Annotated in this window: 18 protein-coding genes; all 18 read right to left on the bottom strand. The window is 44.7% G+C overall.

Going from position 1 to position 19882, the window contains the following annotated elements; genetic code table 11:
* Nucleotides 1–4: 4 nt before the first annotated feature.
* The 18 genes from xseA to PGQ38_RS11945 all read right to left on the bottom strand — a co-directional run bounded on the left by xseA (nucleotide 5) and on the right by PGQ38_RS11945 (nucleotide 19776).
* A complete protein-coding gene (gene xseA / locus PGQ38_RS11860) occupies nucleotides 5–1234 on the bottom strand; it encodes an exodeoxyribonuclease VII large subunit (protein ID WP_118581022.1) in 1230 nt (409 codons plus the stop codon).
* Nucleotides 1227–1784: a transcription antitermination factor NusB gene (gene nusB / locus PGQ38_RS11865; RefSeq protein ID WP_118581025.1), complete on the bottom strand. Its 558-nt coding sequence runs from the start codon at nucleotides 1782–1784 to the stop codon at nucleotides 1227–1229. The genes xseA and nusB overlap by 8 nt, the downstream gene beginning before the upstream one ends.
* Nucleotides 1785–1888: 104 nt before the next feature.
* Nucleotides 1889–2275: an Asp23/Gls24 family envelope stress response protein gene (locus PGQ38_RS11870; RefSeq protein ID WP_118581028.1), complete on the bottom strand. Its 387-nt coding sequence runs from the start codon at nucleotides 2273–2275 to the stop codon at nucleotides 1889–1891.
* A gap of 183 nt (nucleotides 2276–2458) precedes the next feature.
* Nucleotides 2459–4048 (bottom strand): peptide chain release factor 3, encoded by a 1590-nt coding sequence (locus PGQ38_RS11875; protein WP_118581031.1) that lies wholly within the window; start codon nucleotides 4046–4048, stop codon nucleotides 2459–2461.
* Nucleotides 4049–4184: 136 nt separating this feature from the next.
* On the bottom strand, nucleotides 4185–4850 hold the full coding sequence (locus tag PGQ38_RS11880) for a SpoIIIAH-like family protein (RefSeq protein WP_330674488.1): 666 nt from the start codon (nucleotides 4848–4850) through the stop codon (nucleotides 4185–4187).
* A gap of 41 nt (nucleotides 4851–4891) precedes the next feature.
* A complete protein-coding gene (locus PGQ38_RS11885; RefSeq protein ID WP_226855058.1) occupies nucleotides 4892–5263 on the bottom strand; it encodes a hypothetical protein in 372 nt (123 codons plus the stop codon).
* Complete coding sequence (locus tag PGQ38_RS11890) at nucleotides 5220–5786, bottom strand: stage III sporulation protein AF (RefSeq protein WP_173769997.1); 567 nt, start codon at nucleotides 5784–5786, stop codon at nucleotides 5220–5222. Before PGQ38_RS11890 ends, PGQ38_RS11885 begins: the two co-directional genes overlap by 44 nt.
* 87 nt (nucleotides 5787–5873) lie before the next feature.
* Nucleotides 5874–7142: a stage III sporulation protein AE gene (locus tag PGQ38_RS11895; protein ID WP_270431866.1), complete on the bottom strand. Its 1269-nt coding sequence runs from the start codon at nucleotides 7140–7142 to the stop codon at nucleotides 5874–5876.
* Nucleotides 7139–7525: a SpoIIIAC/SpoIIIAD family protein gene (locus PGQ38_RS11900; protein ID WP_118581049.1), complete on the bottom strand. Its 387-nt coding sequence runs from the start codon at nucleotides 7523–7525 to the stop codon at nucleotides 7139–7141. The genes PGQ38_RS11895 and PGQ38_RS11900 overlap by 4 nt, the downstream gene beginning before the upstream one ends.
* A 44-nt stretch (nucleotides 7526–7569) precedes the next feature.
* Nucleotides 7570–7764 carry a stage III sporulation protein AC gene (gene spoIIIAC / locus PGQ38_RS11905; protein WP_021924294.1) on the bottom strand — a complete coding sequence of 65 codons (195 nt, stop codon included), beginning with the start codon at nucleotides 7762–7764 and terminating at the stop codon, nucleotides 7570–7572.
* A gap of 75 nt (nucleotides 7765–7839) precedes the next feature.
* Entirely contained in the window at nucleotides 7840–8355 is a 516-nt protein-coding gene (locus PGQ38_RS11910; protein ID WP_233456011.1) for a stage III sporulation protein AB, read from the bottom strand.
* Nucleotides 8352–9275 (bottom strand): stage III sporulation protein AA, encoded by a 924-nt coding sequence (gene spoIIIAA, locus PGQ38_RS11915; protein WP_226815059.1) that lies wholly within the window; start codon nucleotides 9273–9275, stop codon nucleotides 8352–8354. The genes PGQ38_RS11910 and spoIIIAA overlap by 4 nt, the downstream gene beginning before the upstream one ends.
* A gap of 102 nt (nucleotides 9276–9377) precedes the next feature.
* The gene (locus PGQ38_RS11920) at nucleotides 9378–10526 is read right to left on the bottom strand and encodes a hypothetical protein (RefSeq protein ID WP_187565768.1); all 1149 of its coding nucleotides are present in this window, start codon (nucleotides 10524–10526) and stop codon (nucleotides 9378–9380) included.
* A gap of 263 nt (nucleotides 10527–10789) precedes the next feature.
* Nucleotides 10790–12619: an ATP-dependent helicase gene (locus PGQ38_RS11925; protein ID WP_270431871.1), complete on the bottom strand. Its 1830-nt coding sequence runs from the start codon at nucleotides 12617–12619 to the stop codon at nucleotides 10790–10792.
* Between the two features lie 19 nt (nucleotides 12620–12638).
* Entirely contained in the window at nucleotides 12639–14093 is a 1455-nt protein-coding gene (gene gltX, locus PGQ38_RS11930; protein ID WP_173773261.1) for a glutamate--tRNA ligase, read from the bottom strand.
* A 331-nt stretch (nucleotides 14094–14424) separates the two neighbouring features.
* A complete protein-coding gene (acpP, locus tag PGQ38_RS11935; RefSeq protein ID WP_021924300.1) occupies nucleotides 14425–14658 on the bottom strand; it encodes an acyl carrier protein in 234 nt (77 codons plus the stop codon).
* A gap of 102 nt (nucleotides 14659–14760) precedes the next feature.
* Nucleotides 14761–15900: an FtsW/RodA/SpoVE family cell cycle protein gene (locus PGQ38_RS11940; RefSeq protein WP_270431888.1), complete on the bottom strand. Its 1140-nt coding sequence runs from the start codon at nucleotides 15898–15900 to the stop codon at nucleotides 14761–14763.
* Nucleotides 15901–16194: 294 nt separating this feature from the next.
* Nucleotides 16195–19776, bottom strand: coding sequence for a hypothetical protein (locus tag PGQ38_RS11945; protein WP_270431874.1), 3582 nt, complete (start codon nucleotides 19774–19776; stop codon nucleotides 16195–16197).
* Nucleotides 19777–19882: the final 106 nt, after the last annotated feature.

The raw sequence follows: 19882 nt of genomic DNA on the forward strand, positions 1-19882 counted from the left end.
GACTTTATTTTTCACTGTCTGTATCTGCTCCGTAACTGCTGGCTTTTGTATTCTGTACAGACGCCTCTATTGTACCATCTGTAACATAAATCAGCAGACCATCCCCTTGTTTTACCTGTGAAACGCTTGTCAATGTCTTTCCTTCCTTATCAGAAACGTAGGAGTAACCCTGATTCAGCTTCCGAAGAGGAGAAAGACCGTGAAACCTTTCCAGATAGAGGGACAGTCTGTGTCTTTTATCTTTTATCTTTTGTTCCATGGCAGACTGGATTCGTTCCTGCACATCTGCCGCATACTGCTGACGGTCACGCAGACGGCTCTCTGGATTCAGATACTGAAGACGTGTTCCATATCTTTCCAGTTTTGCCCTGTTTACGTCAATTTTATTCCACACTGCCCGTTCCAGCCGTTCCTGATACCCTTGCATGGAATTCAAAAGAGTCCGGCAGTCAAAATAGGCGAGTTCTGCCGCTGCTGAAGGTGTAGGGGCACGAAGATCCGCCACAAAATCCGCGATGGTAAAGTCAGTCTCATGTCCCACTGCAGAAATTACAGGTGTATGGCACTCAAAAATCGCCCTTGCCACCTCTTCTTCGTTAAAAGCCCATAGTTCCTCGATAGAACCACCGCCCCGGCCTACAATGATCACATCCACGCCTGCCTCGTCCAGCATGCGGATACCACGTACAATACTGGCCGCTGCTCCCTCTCCCTGCACAAGTGCCGGGTAAAGAATACTCTGGATAAAAGGATTTCTTCGGGTGGAAACGTTGATAATATCCCGAATCGCAGCACCTGTAGGAGATGTGACAATTCCCACTCTGTGGGCAAATTCCGGTATGGGCTGCTTGTACTCCTGTGCAAACATTCCCATATCCTCCAGCTCCTGCTTCAACGCCAGGTATCTTTCATAAAGCGCACCAGCTCCCTCTAAAGTAATCTCCTTCGCATAGAACTGATATGCGCCATCTCTTTCATAAACATCTACTCTGCCCCCGGCTATCACCTTGTCTCCGTCTTTCATGCGGAAAGCAAGACCTTTTCTGGAACCTGCGAACATAACGCATTTCAGTGTGCCGCCTTCGTCCTTCAAGGTAAAATAGATGTGTCCTGTGGAGTGGTATTTACAGTTGGATACCTCTCCCTTTACATAAATATTCTGTAAAAAATAGTCCTGGGTAAACATGTTCTTCACATAGCGGTTTACCTGACCAACAGAATAGACATTATTCATTTTTATTTTCCGGTGCCCTGGAGCTTACATTGCGGTTGACAACTACCACCTTTTTGGAAGGATCCTTTACCTTGAAACCGGATTTCGGTCTTGCAGAGGTCTGTTCTTCTTTCTTAGAAGATGCCTTTCTTGCAGCAACCTTCTTATCCGGGTTGGCAATCTTTCCAAGGATTCCGTTTACGAATGCACCGGACTCTTCAGAACCGAAGCATTTCGCCAGTTCTACAGCCTCATTGATGGCAACTCCTACCGGCACTTCCTCTTTCTCATATTCAAGCTCATACACAGCCAGACGAAGAACTGTCAGATCAACACGGTTCATACGGCTTGTCTTCCATCCCATACTGATGCTGTTCAGCTTCTCATCAAGCTCATCTGTGTGGTTCATAATGTTCATATATTTGCGGCTGATATAGTCCCGGTCGCTCTCTTCCAGATTCTCAATATCAGCTAAATATAAAGCCAGCTGCTCTTCCATTTCTTTCTGTGTATTAAACTCGCTGATAAAAAGCAGCTTAAAAATATGTTCTCTCTGTTCCCTTCTTCTCATGTTTCCTCCTACTATCTGTAACTCCCGAAAATCCCTGCAAAGAAATGTCAGCTCACGCAGACATTCATAGAAAAAAAAGGAAAGGTTTACTTTCCTTTTTTCGTTTACTTGCTTTTTTCATTCTCCATATCTACGCTTGCAATATGAATATTGACATCTGCAACCTCAAGTCCTGTCATGTTCTCAATGGCTGCTTTTACTTTCTCCTGAACCTTCTTGCTGGTCTCAAGGATATTCATGCCATATTCAATATTCAGGGTAAGGTCAACGCTTACCACACTGTCAACAATTTCAACCTTAACTCCCTTGGAGAGATTCTTCATTCCAAGCTTGCTTACCAGCTCATTGGTAATATTACCTGCCATGGAGGCAACTCCGTCTACTTCTGTAGCGGCAAGTCCGGCGATAATAGTAACGACCTCATCTGCGATCTGAACCTCACCGATTCCCTCAATATCCTGTATTTTATATGTTGTTCTCTTCTCTGCCATGCTTACAAACCTCCTAGGTTTAATCTGCCGGCTGCCGGAAAATTCGCATCTTTCCCCGAGGCCAGCGTCAAATCTGCCTTACGGCGTATTTACACGAAACGGACTATCCCACGCATCTGCGCAGTTCTATTTCTATCCGAGACTTTCTTTAATTATAGCAAAATGCGTCAAAAATGAAAAGAGTTATTTACTGAATTCTGTTAATATTAAATCCGGATTTCTGTCTTCTGTCATGCCCACACTCCATGCATTGATAAACAGAAGCAACGGATTGCCTTTCAGATCTGTAACCTTCTTCATGTCAGAAGTTCCGACGATCTTGTCCACCTGAATCTCATCCTTGTTCGCAATCCATCTGATGTGCTCATATGGCAGATTTTCCAGACGAATTTCCACATTATACTCGTTCTCCAGACGATATTTCAAAACATCAAACTGGAGCACACCAACAACGCCCACAATGATCTCTTCCATATTTCCGTAAAGCTCCTGGAAAATCTGGATGGCACCTTCCTGTGCGATCTGGTTAATTCCCTTTACAAACTGCTTTCTCTTCATGGTATCCAGAAGTCTTACCCTTGCAAAGTGCTCCGGTGCAAATGTAGGAATGCCCTCAAATGCAAATTTTTTTCCAGGCGTACAGATCGTATCTCCAATAGAGAAAATACCGGGATCAAATACACCGATAATATCTCCTGCATAAGCCTCCTCAACTACATGGCGTGACTCAGCCATCATCTGCTGGGGCTGAAGAAGTCTCATCTTCTTATCCCCCTGTACATGATAAACCTCCTGGGAGGCATCGAATTTGCCGGAGCAGATACGCATAAATGCAATTCTGTCACGGTGAGCCTTATTCATATTTGCCTGAATCTTAAATACAAAAGCAGAAAAATCATCGCTCATAGGATCAACAAGACCTGAGTCTGCCATTCTTGGAAGAGGTGACGTAGTCATCTTCAGGAAATGCTCCAGGAAAGTCTCAACACCAAAATTGGTAAGAGCGGATCCAAAGAACACAGGAGTCAGTTCTCCCTTACTTACCATCTCCTGATCGAACTCGGCACTTGCGCCATCCAGAAGCTCGATTTCCTCCAGAAGCTGTTCTTTCTGCTCCGGATCCATAACCTCAAGTGCATGAGGAGAATCCAGATCGATTTCCTCAATAGTTCCCTCCTTGGTACCTTTCTGGGTATCTGTGAAAGTAAGGATCTTATTCGTGTTGCGGTCGTAAACACCGCGGAATTTCTTACCGGAACCGATTGGCCAGTTAATAGGGCAGGTTGCGATTCCAAGCTCTTTTTCGATCTCGTCAAGAAGATCAAAGGTATCGTTGGCATCACGGTCCATTTTATTGATAAAAGTAAAAATAGGAATGTGTCTCATAACGCAGACCTTGAACAGCTTTCTGGTCTGTGCCTCAACACCCTTGGACCCATCGATTACCATAACTGCAGAATCTGCAGCCATCAGGGTACGATAAGTATCCTCTGAGAAATCCTGATGTCCAGGAGTATCCAGAATGTTGATGCAGTAACCGTCATAATGGAACTGCAATACGGAAGAAGTAACGGAAATACCTCTCTCCTTTTCAATTTCCATCCAGTCTGATACTGCATGGCGGGCCGTTGCCTTTCCTTTAACACTACCGGCCAGATTAATGGCTCCGCCATACAGCAGGAATTTCTCAGTCAGAGTAGTCTTACCTGCATCCGGGTGGGAAATGATGGCAAAGGTTCTTCTTTTTTCTATTTCTTTCGTATACTTCGACACGTTTAGCCTCCTATTTGAATTCTCTATTTCAGACACGCTCTAGAGCGTGTATTCTTATATTTTTGCAGCATTCCTATTCTAGTATAAGGACTGCTGCACTGTCAAGGGGGTATATCATGGATTTACTGTAGTATTATCACGGATTTACTGTAGTATCATCATCAATATCCACGGAAGTCTCCAGTGATTCATCTTTATTTACCAGTTCTTCCTCGCTTTCATTTAACGGCGTGATCACAATATTTTCCGGCGCAATTCCCGTTTTTCTTTTCACAATGTCTTCAATCTGAGCCCGTTTTGCATCTGTCAGATCTGCTTCCGGAACCACCACATCTGCCGTTTCTCCGGTAAGGTTTACGATCACATTTTCGAAGCCTTTGGCTTCCAGAAGAAGTTCTGCTGCCGACTCTTTTTCCGTCAGATCCGCCATGGAAACCATGGTGCTCACAGCCTCCTGCTTCTGGTCATCTCCCAGATCCTGGTTGTTAATAATAGCCTGCAGGTCTGCTTTATTCTGGGAACGGATCTGTTCTCTGGAAAGTTTGGCCTGGGCCGCAAAATCAGAAGCCGCAGTAAGTACAGCTTCCCCCGGCGTGCTGGTGGTCTGATCCTGCACATCCGTAAGGCTGCTATCCGCCCCGTTCTCATCCAGAAGGGCTGTTTCATCGGTCAGATCATAGTCTACATCCTCCAGAATACTGCTGCTGTCCGCGCTTGCCTCCTTATTTTTCAGGCCAAGATCTACATCTGCAAAATTCAGGTATCCTGCAACTGCGATCAGAACCGCCAGTGAAGTAATGATTACCTAGTTCTTTTTCAGAATCTTTTTCACTTTACCTCTCCTCATTTCATTTTCATTACTTTAATTTTATGGGCATCCAGCTGAAATAATGCCATAACTCCTTCTACAATATTCCTGGAAACCACAGAATTATCTGCTCCTTCCGCCGCGATCAGCACTCCGGTCACCGCCTGATTTCCGGAATCGTAGAAACTGCTGCTGTCTTTTTCTTCCCCCGTCATAAGGAGTACCCGCACTTTTCCCACTCCTTCTGCCTGGGATAAAAGATCTTCCAGTTTTTTCTCCAGAACTGTTCGTTCTGCATCTGTATTTTCCTCAGAAGAAGCTGAAAAAAAGGAACTGCTTTTTACTTCCGGGGAGCTATCCTTTTTATCGGATACCGGAAGTGCAATTACCGTAAGCAGAAGTCCCAAAAGGAGAAGAATCACCCATTGTCTGCTTCCCATTTTCCCAAGCAAGGACTTCACAGTTTTCTTCCCTGATTCCCCAGTTTGCTGCAAGTTCATCTTTTATCCCCCTCTCAAGCTCTCCATCTGGCACCTCCTTCGTCCACAGGCAGACTTTTAACAGCTCCCCTTCTATATGTACTTTGCATGCCGTCACTTCTATGCCTTTCTTTTTCAAAGATTCCGGAATATTTTTCTCAAGCTGCTCCTCCACACCTTTTTCCAGAAGGCTTTTCTGAAGATTTTCCAGATCAAGAGTGAGCCGCTTTTTTTCTTCCTGCTGGTAAAGGCTGGAAAAGCTTTCCGGCAGTGTCTTAGCTTTTTCCAGAATGGAAAGCATGGGAGTGATCAGCATAACCATCAGCAAAAGTCCCATAAAAAAACGCACATAACGCTGATATTTCCCGGTAGGCACCAGATGGATGAGCATAGTCAACAGAATATAAAATATGGCAAGGCATTTGATCCAGCTGTAGATGGCTTCTTTCATAATATATCACTTCCCGCATCCCATTTTGGTCCCATATCTCAGTCATATGCTCAGGTTATTATGGTTCATTTCCGCTTACTGTTACTTTTATCCGCCTACAGACGCCATGAGAACTATAAAGGTAAGCACACACAGAATTTCCGCAGTCAGCATGATCCGCAGAAGCAGGGCACAGCCTTCTCCCATTGTGCCAAGGCAGCCTACGATTCGTTTGTCTGATACAGGCTGTGCCACTGCACCAAGGAAGCGAAAGCTAAGAGATAGGAGACCATAATGAATCACAGGTCCGGCTCCTGCAAGAAGCAGAACCACCACCGCCATTGCTCCAAGACAGTTTTTCACAAGCAGTGCCCCTGCCAGAATCAATTCTGTTACCGCATTTACGGCATTTCCCACAGCCGGAATCGCTCCGGCAGTTCTGCCCAGGGCAGTTCGTTTGATGGCATCCATGGCAGGCGCAACCAGTCCTCGTACCGCCTGAAGCCCAAGGACAGCCCCAAGCATAGTTTTCAGGCTCCAGTTGATCATAGTTTCCAGAAGTTCTGCCATCTTGCTTAACATATCCTCTTTGGAAAGATGGTTCACCATACAAAGAAGAACATACAGATTAGCCCCTGGCAGAATCAAAGTGAGAAGAAGCCATTCCACCAGCCACACCAGAAGAAGAACCCCCTGATAAAATACAGAAGCCGTGACAGCTCCTGATGCTGCTGAAACTGCCACGAAATAAGCAGGTGCCAGGCCTTTCATAAACTGAGTCATCCATTCCAGCTGTTTTCCAAGAGAAACTCCAAGCTGCTGATAGCTGTTCATCAGAATGGTAAATAATAAAAGATATACCATGTAAAAACTTACCTCTCCAATCTGGCTGTTTTCAAATACCTCTGCAAAATTTGAAAAAACAGCAGCTGCCAGCACCAGGAGAAGAATGCGAAAAAAATTAGCCCGTTCTTTTTCCAGCCGTTCAAAAAAGAGGCTGCGCAGAAATTGCTGCACCGCCTCTTTTGAAAATACTGTTTCGCCGTTTATCATGTTTTTTAATGCTGTTCCTATGGAGAAGCTGTCCTCTCCCAGCATTTCATCCATTAAAGTTTGTACCTGTTCGAAAGACATGTCAGAAACCAGCTGCTCCGTAATGCCCTCAGAATCAGCGGAAGCTGCACAATAGCCAATACCTGCTGTTACCGTTTTCTCCGTTGTCTCTTTCTCTGTTTCGACTGCTGTTTCACCTGTAAAACTCTCTGCTTCCATGTTCTCTGCGTTTACATTTATTTTTCTGGTTTCCATCAGAATCCATACTGCAAACAACAATGCAGCAATTACCTGCCATTTTTGTTTTTTTCTCCAGACCCTCATACCATGAACTCCTGAATTGTCTTCAGAAGTGCCATAAGCACCGGCATGCTCAGAACCATCACCGACAATTTACAGAACAGCTCAATCTGCGCCGCTGTTGTGCTGTAGCCTGCATCTTTACAGATTCCGGAGGCAAACTGACCGATGTAGGTAATTCCGATCATTTTTACCAGTGTGGAAATATATTCCGTGTCCACTGGAAGTGTCTCCTGGATTTTCCCCAGAGATTCAAACAGGTAATAAATTTTCCCCACAGCAAGTCCCATGATCACAAGACCAATTCCAACTGTAATAAAACAGGCGTATTCCGGTTTGGTTCCTTTCATAAGAAATCCAAGAATAACACCGCATACGCCTAGTAACGAAATCTTTATAATGTCCATTTTCCACCTCCTGAACACAGGTGACAGGATATTGGTGAATCAGATCACAATTCAAATAATTTTTTTATGCTGTCAAACAACTCATAAATATATGGTACGATCCAGAAGAGTACCACAAGGAGACCTGCCAGGCTGACTAAAAAAGCCTGTTCCTCTCTGCCGCTGTGTTTCAGAACCTGAGAAAGCACGGAGACCAGAATCCCCACAGCAGCTATTTTGAAAATAATACTGACTTCCAAGGGGGCCTCCTTTCTTACCGTTATCTGCCTTTACATAATCGTTTCTCAGGCAACTTTTCCAGATATTATATGAAATTACCACAACAGGACTGCCAGCAGAATTCCGCCCAGAATTCCCATGCTCTGATATGTTTTCTGCTGCTTTGGCATAGCACTTTTCAGAGTCTTTATCCTGTAGCCTAGCTCCTCCTCCAGAAGTGTCAGCTGTGCCACCTGCATTTCCCTGTCCAGATATCCCAGTTTTTCACCCAGAGAAAGAAAGCTTTCCCGCTCTTCCTCTGAAAGTTTGTAAAGGGGAAGCAGTCTTGCCGCGCATTCCCTGAAAATCTCATCAAAGGTAATTCCAGGCCGCTGCTGAAGCCATCCTGCAGTTTCTTTGAGAAAAAGCCTGTACTCTCCTGGCATTTTTGCTGCAGCATCAAGAAAGGCATCTTCCAACGTCGCCCCTGTGCAGCGGATTTCCCCTTTCAGTAACAGAAGAAGCTGAGCCAGTTTTTCCAGAATTTTCAGTCTGGCTGTCAATTCCATGCTTTTACACAACCCAAGACCTGTTCCGGAAAAAAGGATCAGAATGATTCCTGCTGTTTTCAACAAGGCCTCCCGTTTCTGTCATAAATTCCAAGTATGGTTCCCGCATGTTCTCCCTTGTCCAGGAAAATATACCGTTCAAACACTCTTCTTCTCACCAGCCTTTCAAAATAAGGCTGATGGATCACGTCCTCAATGGAATTTCCATGAGCGGTGGCGATTACTTTACATCCACTGTGAATCACAGATTCCACAGCTTTAAAGTCTTCTTTCCGTCCCAGTTCATCTACGGCCACAACTGCCGGAGACATAGAACGGATCAGCATTTCCATCCCTTCTGCCTTTGGACAGCCGTCCAGCACATCCGTACGCATACCAAGGTCATTCTGGGGAACTCCCTGATAGGAACCGGCAAGCTCACTTCTCTCATCTACAACGCCAACCGTTACCCCCGGCATTTTTTTCTTTTCCTCACCATTGCTCAGCTGACGGATAATATCCCGAAGCAGGGTTGTTTTCCCCCCTCTTGGCGGAGAAACGATCAAAGTATGCGCTACCCAGTCTTTTTTGCGGATATAGGGCATCACCTGGTCTGCGCAGCCTACCACTTCGTGAGCCAGACGTACATTGATACAGGAAATATATTTCATTCCCTGGATCTCATTGCCGTCAAGAATCACCTTTCCGGTAACACCTACCCGATGACCTCCCTGAACAGTAAGAAACCCCTGGCGCATTTCATCTTCATAGGAATAAAGGGAATAACCACTTATATATTCCATGGTTTCCTTCAGATCTTCCCTTGTCACCACGTATTTGCCATCATGGTCGGTAAGGAAACCCTCACCTCCGTCATAGGTGTAGAACAGCGGTCGTCCTACTCTTAACCGTATCTCATATATTTTGTCATAATCAAGGTTTGCATTCATCAACAGTCTGCGGATATTGCCCGCAAACAGGTTCTGAATCTGCTCTGCTTCTATGTTGTATCACCTCTCAATTTTAATATATGTGGACAATCCCGGATTCATTCTTAAATAAATCCACCAGATTTACAGGCTCTAGAGCGTGTTTGAAAAATCCTTCTAATACTGGCTCACATTACTCTGTATGCTCTGCTGGTATTCTTCCATTCTGGGAAGGCTCAGTTTTAAAACCCTGTCCACAATATTCACAGACGCTGAACTATATGCATAAGCAGCGGATTCAAACAGCACGTACAAGTCATCCCCATCCACAAAAATCTGTTCGATCCGTTCCGGAAACCGATAGCTGACAGCAGAATTTTCATCTACATAAAGCCTTTTATCGGATTTCTCATAAAATACCACTCTGGAAGGCAGAATTCCAAAGGAATGAGACAAAAGAAGCTTGTCGTTATAAAAAGCCATTCCCTGTGCCTGTTCGGAAATGGTGGAATAATCAAGGGGAACTGCCATCCCAAAGTTCATTCCCAGACCTTCATCCATAGTATTTATCAGGTTTCCCTGATCATCTACTGCATATCTTGCAATTGCACTGTCTGTATATTTTGTAAAGCAGCCAACGTATAGACACCCATCATAAAAGGTCATAAAGGAATCACGGACGATTCCGTAAAGGCTGGCTATCTGGTTGGTCGCGATAGGATGCCTACCCGCATCATAGTCATAATTTTCAATGGATTCCATGGTAAGACTCACTGCCTGGGCAAGCTCCTGCGTATTTGAAGAATACCACAGAATCTGATGTTCACTGTCATACGCCAGACCGCCAACATGTGGCTGTCCGGGCAAAATAATTTCTTTTATAAAACGGTGCGATTCTTTGTTGATCATATAGATCACAGAGTTATGCTTTTTCGCATGACAATAGGCACTTACAAAAACATAATCCTCTGTTACTGCCAAACCCTGCGGTGTCATAGTGGTACACATGGCCGGCATATCACCTTCACTGGTAAGAAGGGTTTGTGTTGCTTTCAGACCGGGAATAATATAGGTTCCATATTCCCGCTCTTTTTTCCTGTCTTCAAAGGCAAATGCCATCAGCTCTTCTTTCTGGGAAAGCATCTGGATCTGTCCACGAAGCGTATAGTAAGCCGCTTCCTGATTGGTGGTTTTCCTCTTGGTGGGCGGCTCATTTCTGCCTCTGTATATAAAGGCATATGCCAGATAAGATCCCACAATGACCAGAACCATGATCAGGATCCTGAGCCAGAAAATGCGGTTTCTCCATTTCATCTTTTTCTTCATTTATCTGCACTGCTTCCGCAATAGTACTCTTTTGGTAACTGTTCCGTACCTTCACAATTACATGCTTTACAATTGCATGCTTCGCGATACACAAAAAATCATGCTTTCCATGATTTCACGCCGCAATTCCCGGGCTTTCTGTGAACTGTGTTCACAAAAACAACCTCGCGGAATACTGTCTCCTGAATAGTTACCTCTTTTTTTGTTATAATTTCACAACAGACATCATTATACTTTATCAGGTTTACGTTTACAAGAGGAAATTAGAACAGCCCGGTTTCTTCCAGGAACCGTGAAGGGTCACGCTCTTTATCGTACTGACGGCGCACATAACAGAGCATAAGTTCTTTCCTTGCCCTGGTCATGCCTACATAAAAAAGCCGGCGTTCTTCTTCCAAGGACTCTGCCAGAACAGCTTTTTTATAGGGAATGCTCCCTTCGTTTACATTCATAATATAAACTTTATCGTATTCCAGCCCTTTTACCGCATGAAGGGTGGAAATTACAATCCCTTCCCTTTTCGTCTCCTGTTTTTTCGCCTGTTCGGCCAGTTTCTTTGTGTAATCCTCTATGTAGTTTTCCCACTCTTCCAGGGTTTTCATGCCTTTGGCACTTTCCTGTATGCGGTCAAGGACCTCAAGGAGCTCCTCTGGACGAATTTTACGATACTGGGCATATTCAATCAGATACTGCTCGTAGCCCATTCCTTTTCGGATAAAATTCACTGCAGCATAGGGTGCTAAAGTGGAAAGAATACGAAGATGTGTTTCCAGTGTGGTAATCCTGTCGCACATCCAGTCTTTATCTTTATAGAAATCTCTCAGTGCAGAAAATGAGATTGTGGTCTGAGTCAGGGCATCCCTCGCTATATACCGGTTGGGGCGGTTCATGATTTCCAGGAAAAGCTTTCGCGTCCTGTCTCCTGCTGCCATTTTCAGATATGCCATCAGGTTTCTGCTGATCCAATGCCGGAACAGATTGGGCAGCTGTTCTTTCATGGTAAAAGGAATCTGGTACTCCATCAGCGCTCCAACAAGCCCCTCTGCCTCCTGATTGGTGCGAAAAAGCACTGCAGTATCCTCCAGATTCTCTCCTGCCTCCAGCCGCTTCTTCAAAAAGGCGGCAATCTTCACATACTCTTCTCTTGGATTGTCAAATTCCATCACTTTCACAGGTTTTCCCTGCTCATTTGGCGTAGACAGCCTCTTCTTAAAGCGGATCTGATTGCAGCCCACCACATTCATGGCTGCCTGAAGTACATTTTTCGTACAACGATAATTAATGTCCAAAAGAACCGTTTCTGCCTTAGGATAATCTTTGGTAAAGTTCAGCATGATCTCTGGCTTGGCGCCACGGAAATGATAAATAGACTGATCATCGTCTCCCACTATGAACAGGTTATCCCTGGGCTTTGCCAGCATCCTTACAATATCATACTGGAGATGGTTGATATCCTGAAATTCATCTACCATAATGTATTGGAATTTGTTTTGCCATGCCGCCAGGATATCTTTTCTCTTGACAAAAAGTTCATAGCAGCAAAGAAGCATGTCATCGAAATCCAGTTTTCTTCTCTGACGCAAGGCCTTCTGATACCCATTATAAATCTGGCGGAATACCTCATCTGGGCAGCAAGAAGAATAATAGTGATCCAAGGAAATCCTCCCCCCTTTTACCACGCTGATTTCCTTTGCCACATCCTCCTGGAAATCTCCCTCCTGCGCTAGTTCCTGACCAAATTCCAGAGTCATTTCTTTTAAAATGGCATATTTTTCTTCTTCTGACAAAATATTGCCGGCACCAAGTCCATAAGCCTGCTTCAGAATTCCATAAAAAACACCGTGAAAGGTTCCGAAGGTAACAGCCGTGGAGGTCTGTCCGGTAAACTTCAGAAAACGCTCTCTCATCTCTTTTGCTGCAGCCCGGGAAAAGGTTACAACAAGAACAGAGGACGCCGGTATTTCCCCCTCACCAGTCATATATGCAGTTCTTTCAACGATCACTGAAGTTTTCCCCGAACCGGGGCCTGCCAGAACCATCATAGGTCCTGACAGGTGGGCGATTGCCCTTAATTGAGATGGATTTTTCTTCATAATTGAGACAGATTCTTCATTACAGATTCTCAAGCTTCTCGATTGCAGCTTTCACACGGCGGATTGTCTCATCCTTGCCAATGATCTCCATGATCTCGGTAGCGCCTGCCGGTGTCATCTGCTTGCCTGAAACAGCTGTACGAAGAGGCCACATTACATAGCCGTTCTTGTAACCTTTCTCCTTGACAAATTCGCTTAAGGAAGCAAACAGCGGATCATTGGTGTAATCCTCCTGAGCCTCCAGAAGCGGAAGAACTTCTTTCAGAACTGTAAGAGAAGTCTCTTCGTTTGTTTTCATTTTCTTATGGCAGTACATAGATGCATCATACTCCGGAACTTCCTGGAAGAAATCGATCAATGCCGGAATGTCAGGGAAAGTTTCGATTCTGGTCTGAACCATTCCTGCAATTTTCTTAAAGTTAAAGTCTCCCTTCAGAACTTCCTTCATGTATGGAAGTGCTCTCTCATAAAATACTTCCGGATCCATTTTCTTAATATACTCGCCATTCATCCAGCGAAGCTTGTTGATATCAAATACAGCCGGAGATTTATTAATGTGATGATAATCAAATTTTTCAACCAGTTCCCTGAGGCTGAAGATCTCGTTATTATCTGCCGGACTCCATCCCAGAAGTGCAACATAGTTTACAATTGCCTCGGAAACAAATCCCTGATCCAGAAGGTCCTCATAGGAGGAATGTCCGGAACGTTTGGACAATTTGGCGTGAGTTTCATCCGTGATCAGCGGACAATGTACATAAACCGGAATATCCCAGCCAAATGCCTCATAGATACGGTTATATTTCGGGGAAGAGGAAAGATATTCATTGCCTCGTACTACATGTGTGATTCCCATAAGATGATCGTCTACAACGTTAGCAAAATTATAAGTCGGATATCCGTCAGATTTGATCAGGATCAGATCCTCAAGCTCCTCATTGTTTACTGTAATATCTCCGTAAATTACATCATGGAAAGTGGTAGTTCCCTCTGTAGGCATGTTAAAACGGATTACATGTGGCTCTCCGGCATCCAGACGGCGCTGAACTTCTTCCTTGGAAAGCTTCAGGCAGCGTTTGTCATAAATGGAAATCTCCTTGCCTGCTACCACGCGCTTCATGCTCTCTAATTCTTCCTTCTGGCAGAAACAGTAGTATGCGTCGCCCTGGTCTACAAGCTGTCTGGCATATTTCATATAAATCCCCTGTGCCTGGCGCTCGCTCTGTACATATGGGCCATATCCACCGTCCTTATCCGGACCTTCGTCATGAATAAGACCAGTCTTCTCCATAGTACGATAAATAATATCTACAGCGCCCTCTACATAGCGCTCCTGGTCTGTATCCTCAATACGGAGAATAAAATCTCCGCCTTCATGCTTTGTAATAAGATATGCGTATAACGCAGTACGTAAATTTCCAACATGCATTCTGCCAGTAGGGCTTGGTGCAAATCTGGTTCTGATCTTAGTCATGTCTTCTCTATTCTCCCTGTTTATTCTTTCTTATCTTCTGCTGCCATTCCGTGATGGCAACTGCCTTTTCACATTATATACCTAATCCATTCAAAATGTCTATAGAAAAAATCCCCCTGAAGCCCAGCCTCAGGGAGATCGTTACGTTCACTCCGTTCACCGTAACGCGCTTCGCGATGCACAGAAAGACGAACCTTCTTGTGACAAGCACAAGAAGTAGCGTTTGCTGCGCAAACTTAATTCTCGGGTTTTCTGTGAACTTTGTTCACAGAAACACCTCGCGGAATGTTACCAGTGAACAGTAGCGGGAGATCATCATCTGCGAAAAAAATTAAGCATCGATTCCTTTATCTCTCAGATAGTCGATCACATCACCAACTGTGTTCAGCTCTGTAAGCTCCTCTGCCGGAATCTCGATGTTGTACTCGTCTTCCAGAGCCATAACAAGCTCGAAGAGGTCAAGGGAATCTGCTCCCAGGTCATCCTTGAAAGAAGTATCTGCTGTAATTGTCTCTGCGTCGCAGTTAAGCTGCTCTGCGATCATTTCACTCATCTTTTCTAACATTGCTCATTCTCCTTTAATAAATATCTCGAAAACCGGCTTCTATCAGCCGTATGTCATACACTGCGGAAAGTATATAATCTGCTGGCTCATTTGTCAAGAGAATTATAGGATAAATTCCGGCTCCTGGAATTTAATCTGTCTGGCCACACTTAAGGCCAGTCCCATCTCTGCCATCAGGAACAAAATGGAGGTACCTCCATAGCTGATAAATGGCAATGTGACACCTGTGTTTGGCATGATGTTCAGCACAACAGCCACGTTCATAATAACCTGCAAAGCGATATGTACAAAAACACCGCTCACAAGCAGGGAGCCAAACATATCCGGTGCATTCTGTGCAATAAAAAACAATCTGTATAACAGATAACCAAACAACGCCAAAACCATGATTGCGCCAAAAATCCCAAGTTCTTCACAAATAATAGAAAATATCATGTCATTCTGTGCCTCAGGCACACTTCCAAGCTTCTGAATACTATTTCCAAGACCTCTGCCAAAGAAACCTCCTGAACCAATTGCATACAAAGCCTGCAGGGTCTGATAGCCATCTCCGCTTGCATAATCCTCCGGATGAAGCCATACCTGAATACGACGTAAACGGAAGTTAGAGCTCTGATCCATATGGGAAAGACTGTATACCAGGATTGCCACCAGAATAACCGTAACAACTGCAAGAATAACAAATGGTTTTGTTTTTGGATGTGCAATAAACACCAGACCTACGGTAATCCCAAAAATAATCATAGCAGTACTCAGGTTATCTGTAAATACATATGCAAACAGGGCCTGAATGCCGCCCATTCCCAGAAGTACCATAGTAGCTTTCAGGGTTTCCACTCTCTTTCCCATTTTGACGATCAGATAGGACAATGTGATGATCACTGCAATTTTTGCAATCTCTGCCGGCTGAAACTGTACCCCAAGCTTCAGCCATCTTCTCGCTCCATGAGAGGTGACTCCCAGGGGAGTCTTTACCAGCACCATGAGAACAGCGGCTGCTACATAGATCACAAACGGAAATTTCGCCAGAATATGATAATCGAAATAGGACTCTACAATTGCCAGCACAAGACAGCCAATACTGTACATTGCCTGTTTTTTGAAATAGAACATATCGTCCCCTTCATTAATCTGAGCCATATAAGAGCTTGTACTGTAAAGCATGATCAGACCAAAGCACATGATCAATATGATTACTGCGACCAGATTAAAATCATAGTAATCTGATTTTGCCTTTTTCATTTTGACCTTGGACTTATAGTCAGGACCTGCCTTTTTCTTTCCTGACCGGATACTTGCTTTTTTCTTTTTCGCAATATCCACTTTATCACCTTTTTCTGTTCATTTTTATATAAACTCTTTTATTTCCTTAATTGTTTTTCATTATAGCAGACTCTTTTTGCAGGTGCAACCCAAAGGTGCTGTTACTCCGTGAATGGTAACGGCTGCAGGGTTTATCCCGTAATAGAAAAGAGCAGGATACTCTCCTGCCCTTCTCTGGTTCCTTATAGAAATCTATATCTGACCTGCTTAAGATCAGTCTTCGCTGCCATCATCAAAGCCTTCTGTTTCAATAATGAACTTCACGTTGCCGCTCATGGAATCATCTTTTCCTGTGAAGGATGTATAAGCAGCATCATCAGACTGAAGTGCTTCCAGGCGATCCAGAACACTCTGGAAATCCTCTTCCATAGTATCTTTCAGTTTCTTAATACCATCATCATAGAATTCTTTCTCACCATCTTTCAGATCTTTTGCTCCGTCCTTCAGAGTCTTAGCTCCGTCTTTCAGATCTTTTGCCCCATCCTTCAGGTCTTTTGCTCCATCATCCAGGGTCTTAGCTCCGTCTTTCAGACTGCTTGTTCCGTCTTTCAGAGTCTTAGCTCCGTCATTCAGATCCTTAGCTCCATCTTTCAAAGTCTTGGTTCCGTCTTTCAGATCTTTTGTTCCGCTTACTAAAGAAGATGTACCACTCTTCAATTCACGTGTTCCATTATTAACACTGTTTGCACCGCTTCTTAACTGGGAAGCTCCGCTTCTCAGATCTGCAGCACCGTTCTTTAACTGTGCAATACCGGATTTTACCTGTCCACTGGCTGCTACTAATGTACCTGCTCCGCTTACAAGGCTCTTGGTTCCTGCTGTCAGCTGGGATGCTCCACTGTTCAGGGTATCACTGCTTGCTGTCAGCTGAGATGCTCCGCTTCTCAGTGCCACACTGTTTGCGGCAATCTGACCAACACCAGTTACCAGCTTGCCTGTTGCTTTGCTGATTGAACTGATACCTGCATCAAGGCTCTCCTTTGCACTCTTTAATGTACTTGCGCCATTGAGAAGTGCTGTTGCGTTGGCATTATCCTTGCCCTGAAGGGTATTGATTCCATCTGTAATAGTCTTCTCACTGTTAAGGAGCTGATCTGCTCCGCTTGTCAGTGTCTCAGCAGCCTTAGTATCCTGTAACTTTTTATAGCCAGCCTGAAGCTTCTCATTTCCTTCTGAAATCCGTTTTGCACCTTCTGCTAACTGATTCACAGAATCTGTCATGGAAGAAAGATCTCCAAGTCCTGCAACCAGGCTGCTTACTGCTGTCAGACTCTCTCTTACCTGCGTTCCGGCTGCTTTCAGATTTGATGCTCCTGTAGATAACTGACCTTCACCTGCATCCTTCAGCTGTGCCATTCCACTGTTCAGAGAATCAGCACCTGCGCTCAGCTGTGCGGCTCCTGCATTTGCGGTCTGGGCTCCTGATTCAACAGCAGCTGCACCTGCGATCAGTTTATCTGCTTCGCCAGCTAAAGTTGAGGAGCTCGCTGATGCTGCTTCTGAAATACTGCCCGCTGCACCTTCCAGGGTGGACGCAATGGCATTTAAGGATTCCTGAACACTGCTTCCGTTTGTCTCAGCCTGGACAGCTACCTGTGACTGTGCCTGAATGTTACCTAGCTCACCCTGGGCGGCAGAAGCATTTCCAAGACCTGCATTTAACTGCTCGATTGCAGAATTAATAGCTGCTGCAGTTCCTTCGTCAAGTCCCTCTGTTCCAAGTGCTCCCTGCAAAGTTGCGATTGCACTGCTCATAGAGCTCTGGGTTGCACTGATTGCACCAGCTGCAGCATCTGTAGATACCCCTGCGGACTGTGCAGTAACCGTAGTCTCAATCTGGGCAGCTGCCTCACGGATACTTGCTGCTGAATCATTCATTGTCTTAGAGGCACTGTCGCCGATCTGACTGATTGAATAGCTTGTTCCTTCTTTTAATTTTCCAATTCCGTCTTTTACCTGAGTTGCACCGGAAACAAGAGCCGCTGTACCATCAGTCAGGCTCTTTGCACCCTCTGCAACACTTGCTGCTCCAGAAGCAGCCTCACCTACTTTTCCAACGTATTCCGTTACACCGTCAGCCAAGGAATCAGCTCCATCTGCATACTGATTCAGGCTCTTCACCATTGTTTCCGGCTTTGCAGCTGCTACATTCTTGGCAATTTCTGTAAGTTTTGCAGAAGCAGCGCTGATTCCTTCTGAAGCCTGCTGGATTCCAGGTGCCAGCTGTCCTACCCCTTCAACCAGTGCAGATGTTCCACTTACATAGTCCTTGGTTCCCTGTGCCAGGGCACTTGCACCGCTTACATAAGTGCTTACTCCGTCAGTCAGCTGAGTTGCACCATTTACATAAGCGGTTACACCGTCTGCCAGCTGATTTCCACCAGCCACATATTTGTTCACACCATCTGTCAGGGATTTCATTCCTTTATTGTACTCTGCCATGTTGCTGTTTACAGTGTCAACACCTTCTGTGTAGCTGTTCACACCAGAAGCCAGTGAATCCACCCCTGCAGTATACTGGGAAATACCGCTCTGCAGTGTTTTTGCACCGCTGTTTAACTGGGAAGCACCAGTCTTGGCACTTGCCACACCAGCATCAAATTCATTGTAACTGGAAGCCAGTGTACTGGCTCCGCCATAAAGAGTTCTGGTCCCATCGTACAGAGTCTTTGTTCCACTGTATAAGGAAGTAGTTCCATCATAAAGCTGACCGGCTCCTGTATTAAGAGTCTTGGCTCCGTCGTAAAGCTGGCTGGCTCCGTCATCCAGGTCTTTACTTCCATCATAAAGCTGGCTGGTTCCATCTTTCAGAGTCTTGGCTCCGTCATCCAGTTCCTTGGCTCCATCATAAAGCTGGCTGGTTCCGTCTTTCAGATCTTCGGTTCCATCATAAAGATCTTTCGTTCCATCATAAAGCTTCTTAGTTCCATCAAAAAGATCCTTAGATCCATCTACCAGCTTCACTGCTGCATCATCCAGTTCATCCAGAGAATCCTGAAGTTCATCCAAATCATCGGAATCCTCAAGATTCAGACTGCTGAGCAAGTCTGTAACCGCCATAGTGAAAGTATTTCCCATAGTACAGTCTGTAACATCAGCCTCCATTGTGAATCCTTCCGGAATATCAATCTTATCGGAAAGGTCACCGCTTAAATCCAGGCTGTCCTTTAAACCTGGAACTGCAACTCCTACAACCATTTCCTTGTCGCCATCGGAAATCACCTTTCCATTATCAATGGTAACATTGGAAAAATTATCGGAAGAAAGGATCATTCCGGTTACCATAACAAACGGAGAATAAACTTCTACGTCTTTTTTATCAACTTTTACTGTCTTTTTGGATTTGTTTGTATAAGAAACTTCCATACGAAGATGTCCACTCTTGCCAGCAAGCTCCTCTGGAGTAATTTCCTGGTCATCCAGATAATATTTGATCTTCATATCTACCGGAAGTTCCTTGTTGGAAGTTCCCTGATAGTAAATATCACTGCTGTCTGTATTCCAGGTAACCTTGTCGCCATCCTGGGTAAAGGTTTCATCACCTTTTACATTCTTGATTCCTTCCAGGTCAGATACATCGGATATATCTCCCTCTGCTGATCCGGAATTCTTCAGCCAGTCAGATACGGTGATGTCTTTTATTTCACCTTCTGCAGTAGCGTTTACATATACGGTTTCTTCCTTGGATACTCCATTGTCTGCTTCCTGTGCTGCAGCAATTACTGGTGTAGTTCCAAGGACGGCAGCCATTCCGGCAGCCATTGTAACATTCAGAATCTTTTTATTTCGGTTCATGTTAGCCAACTCCTTAATTCTTACTTAAATATCTGACGTCTGCAAACTCCTATCGCTGTCCTGCAGCGTATCTGTTTTCCCGACATCAGTTAGTCATCTCTTAGCC

This window comes from Blautia faecis (assembly GCF_027662325.1).
Classification (GTDB): domain Bacteria; phylum Bacillota; class Clostridia; order Lachnospirales; family Lachnospiraceae; genus Blautia_A; species Blautia_A faecis.

Excerpts from the sequence above, each read along its gene's own strand:
- PGQ38_RS11920 (WP_187565768.1), bottom strand. The coding sequence starts at position 10,526 with ATGAAGAAAAAGATGAAATGGAGAAACCGCATTTTCTGGCTCAGGATC.
- gltX (WP_173773261.1), bottom strand. The coding sequence starts at position 14,093 with ATGACTAAGATCAGAACCAGATTTGCACCAAGCCCTACTGGCAGAATG.
- PGQ38_RS11870 (WP_118581028.1), bottom strand. The coding sequence starts at position 2,275 with ATGGCAGAGAAGAGAACAACATATAAAATACAGGATATTGAGGGAATC.
- acpP (WP_021924300.1), bottom strand. The coding sequence starts at position 14,658 with ATGTTAGAAAAGATGAGTGAAATGATCGCAGAGCAGCTTAACTGCGAC.
- nusB (WP_118581025.1), bottom strand. The coding sequence starts at position 1,784 with ATGAGAAGAAGGGAACAGAGAGAACATATTTTTAAGCTGCTTTTTATC.
- PGQ38_RS11895 (WP_270431866.1), bottom strand. The coding sequence starts at position 7,142 with ATGAGGGTCTGGAGAAAAAAACAAAAATGGCAGGTAATTGCTGCATTG.
- PGQ38_RS11925 (WP_270431871.1), bottom strand. The coding sequence starts at position 12,619 with ATGAAGAAAAATCCATCTCAATTAAGGGCAATCGCCCACCTGTCAGGA.
- PGQ38_RS11890 (WP_173769997.1), bottom strand. The coding sequence starts at position 5,786 with ATGAAAGAAGCCATCTACAGCTGGATCAAATGCCTTGCCATATTTTAT.
- PGQ38_RS11940 (WP_270431888.1), bottom strand. The coding sequence starts at position 15,900 with ATGAAAAAGGCAAAATCAGATTACTATGATTTTAATCTGGTCGCAGTA.
- xseA (WP_118581022.1), bottom strand. The coding sequence starts at position 1,234 with ATGAATAATGTCTATTCTGTTGGTCAGGTAAACCGCTATGTGAAGAAC.
- PGQ38_RS11945 (WP_270431874.1), bottom strand. The coding sequence starts at position 19,776 with ATGAACCGAAATAAAAAGATTCTGAATGTTACAATGGCTGCCGGAATG.
- PGQ38_RS11900 (WP_118581049.1), bottom strand. The coding sequence starts at position 7,525 with ATGGACATTATAAAGATTTCGTTACTAGGCGTATGCGGTGTTATTCTT.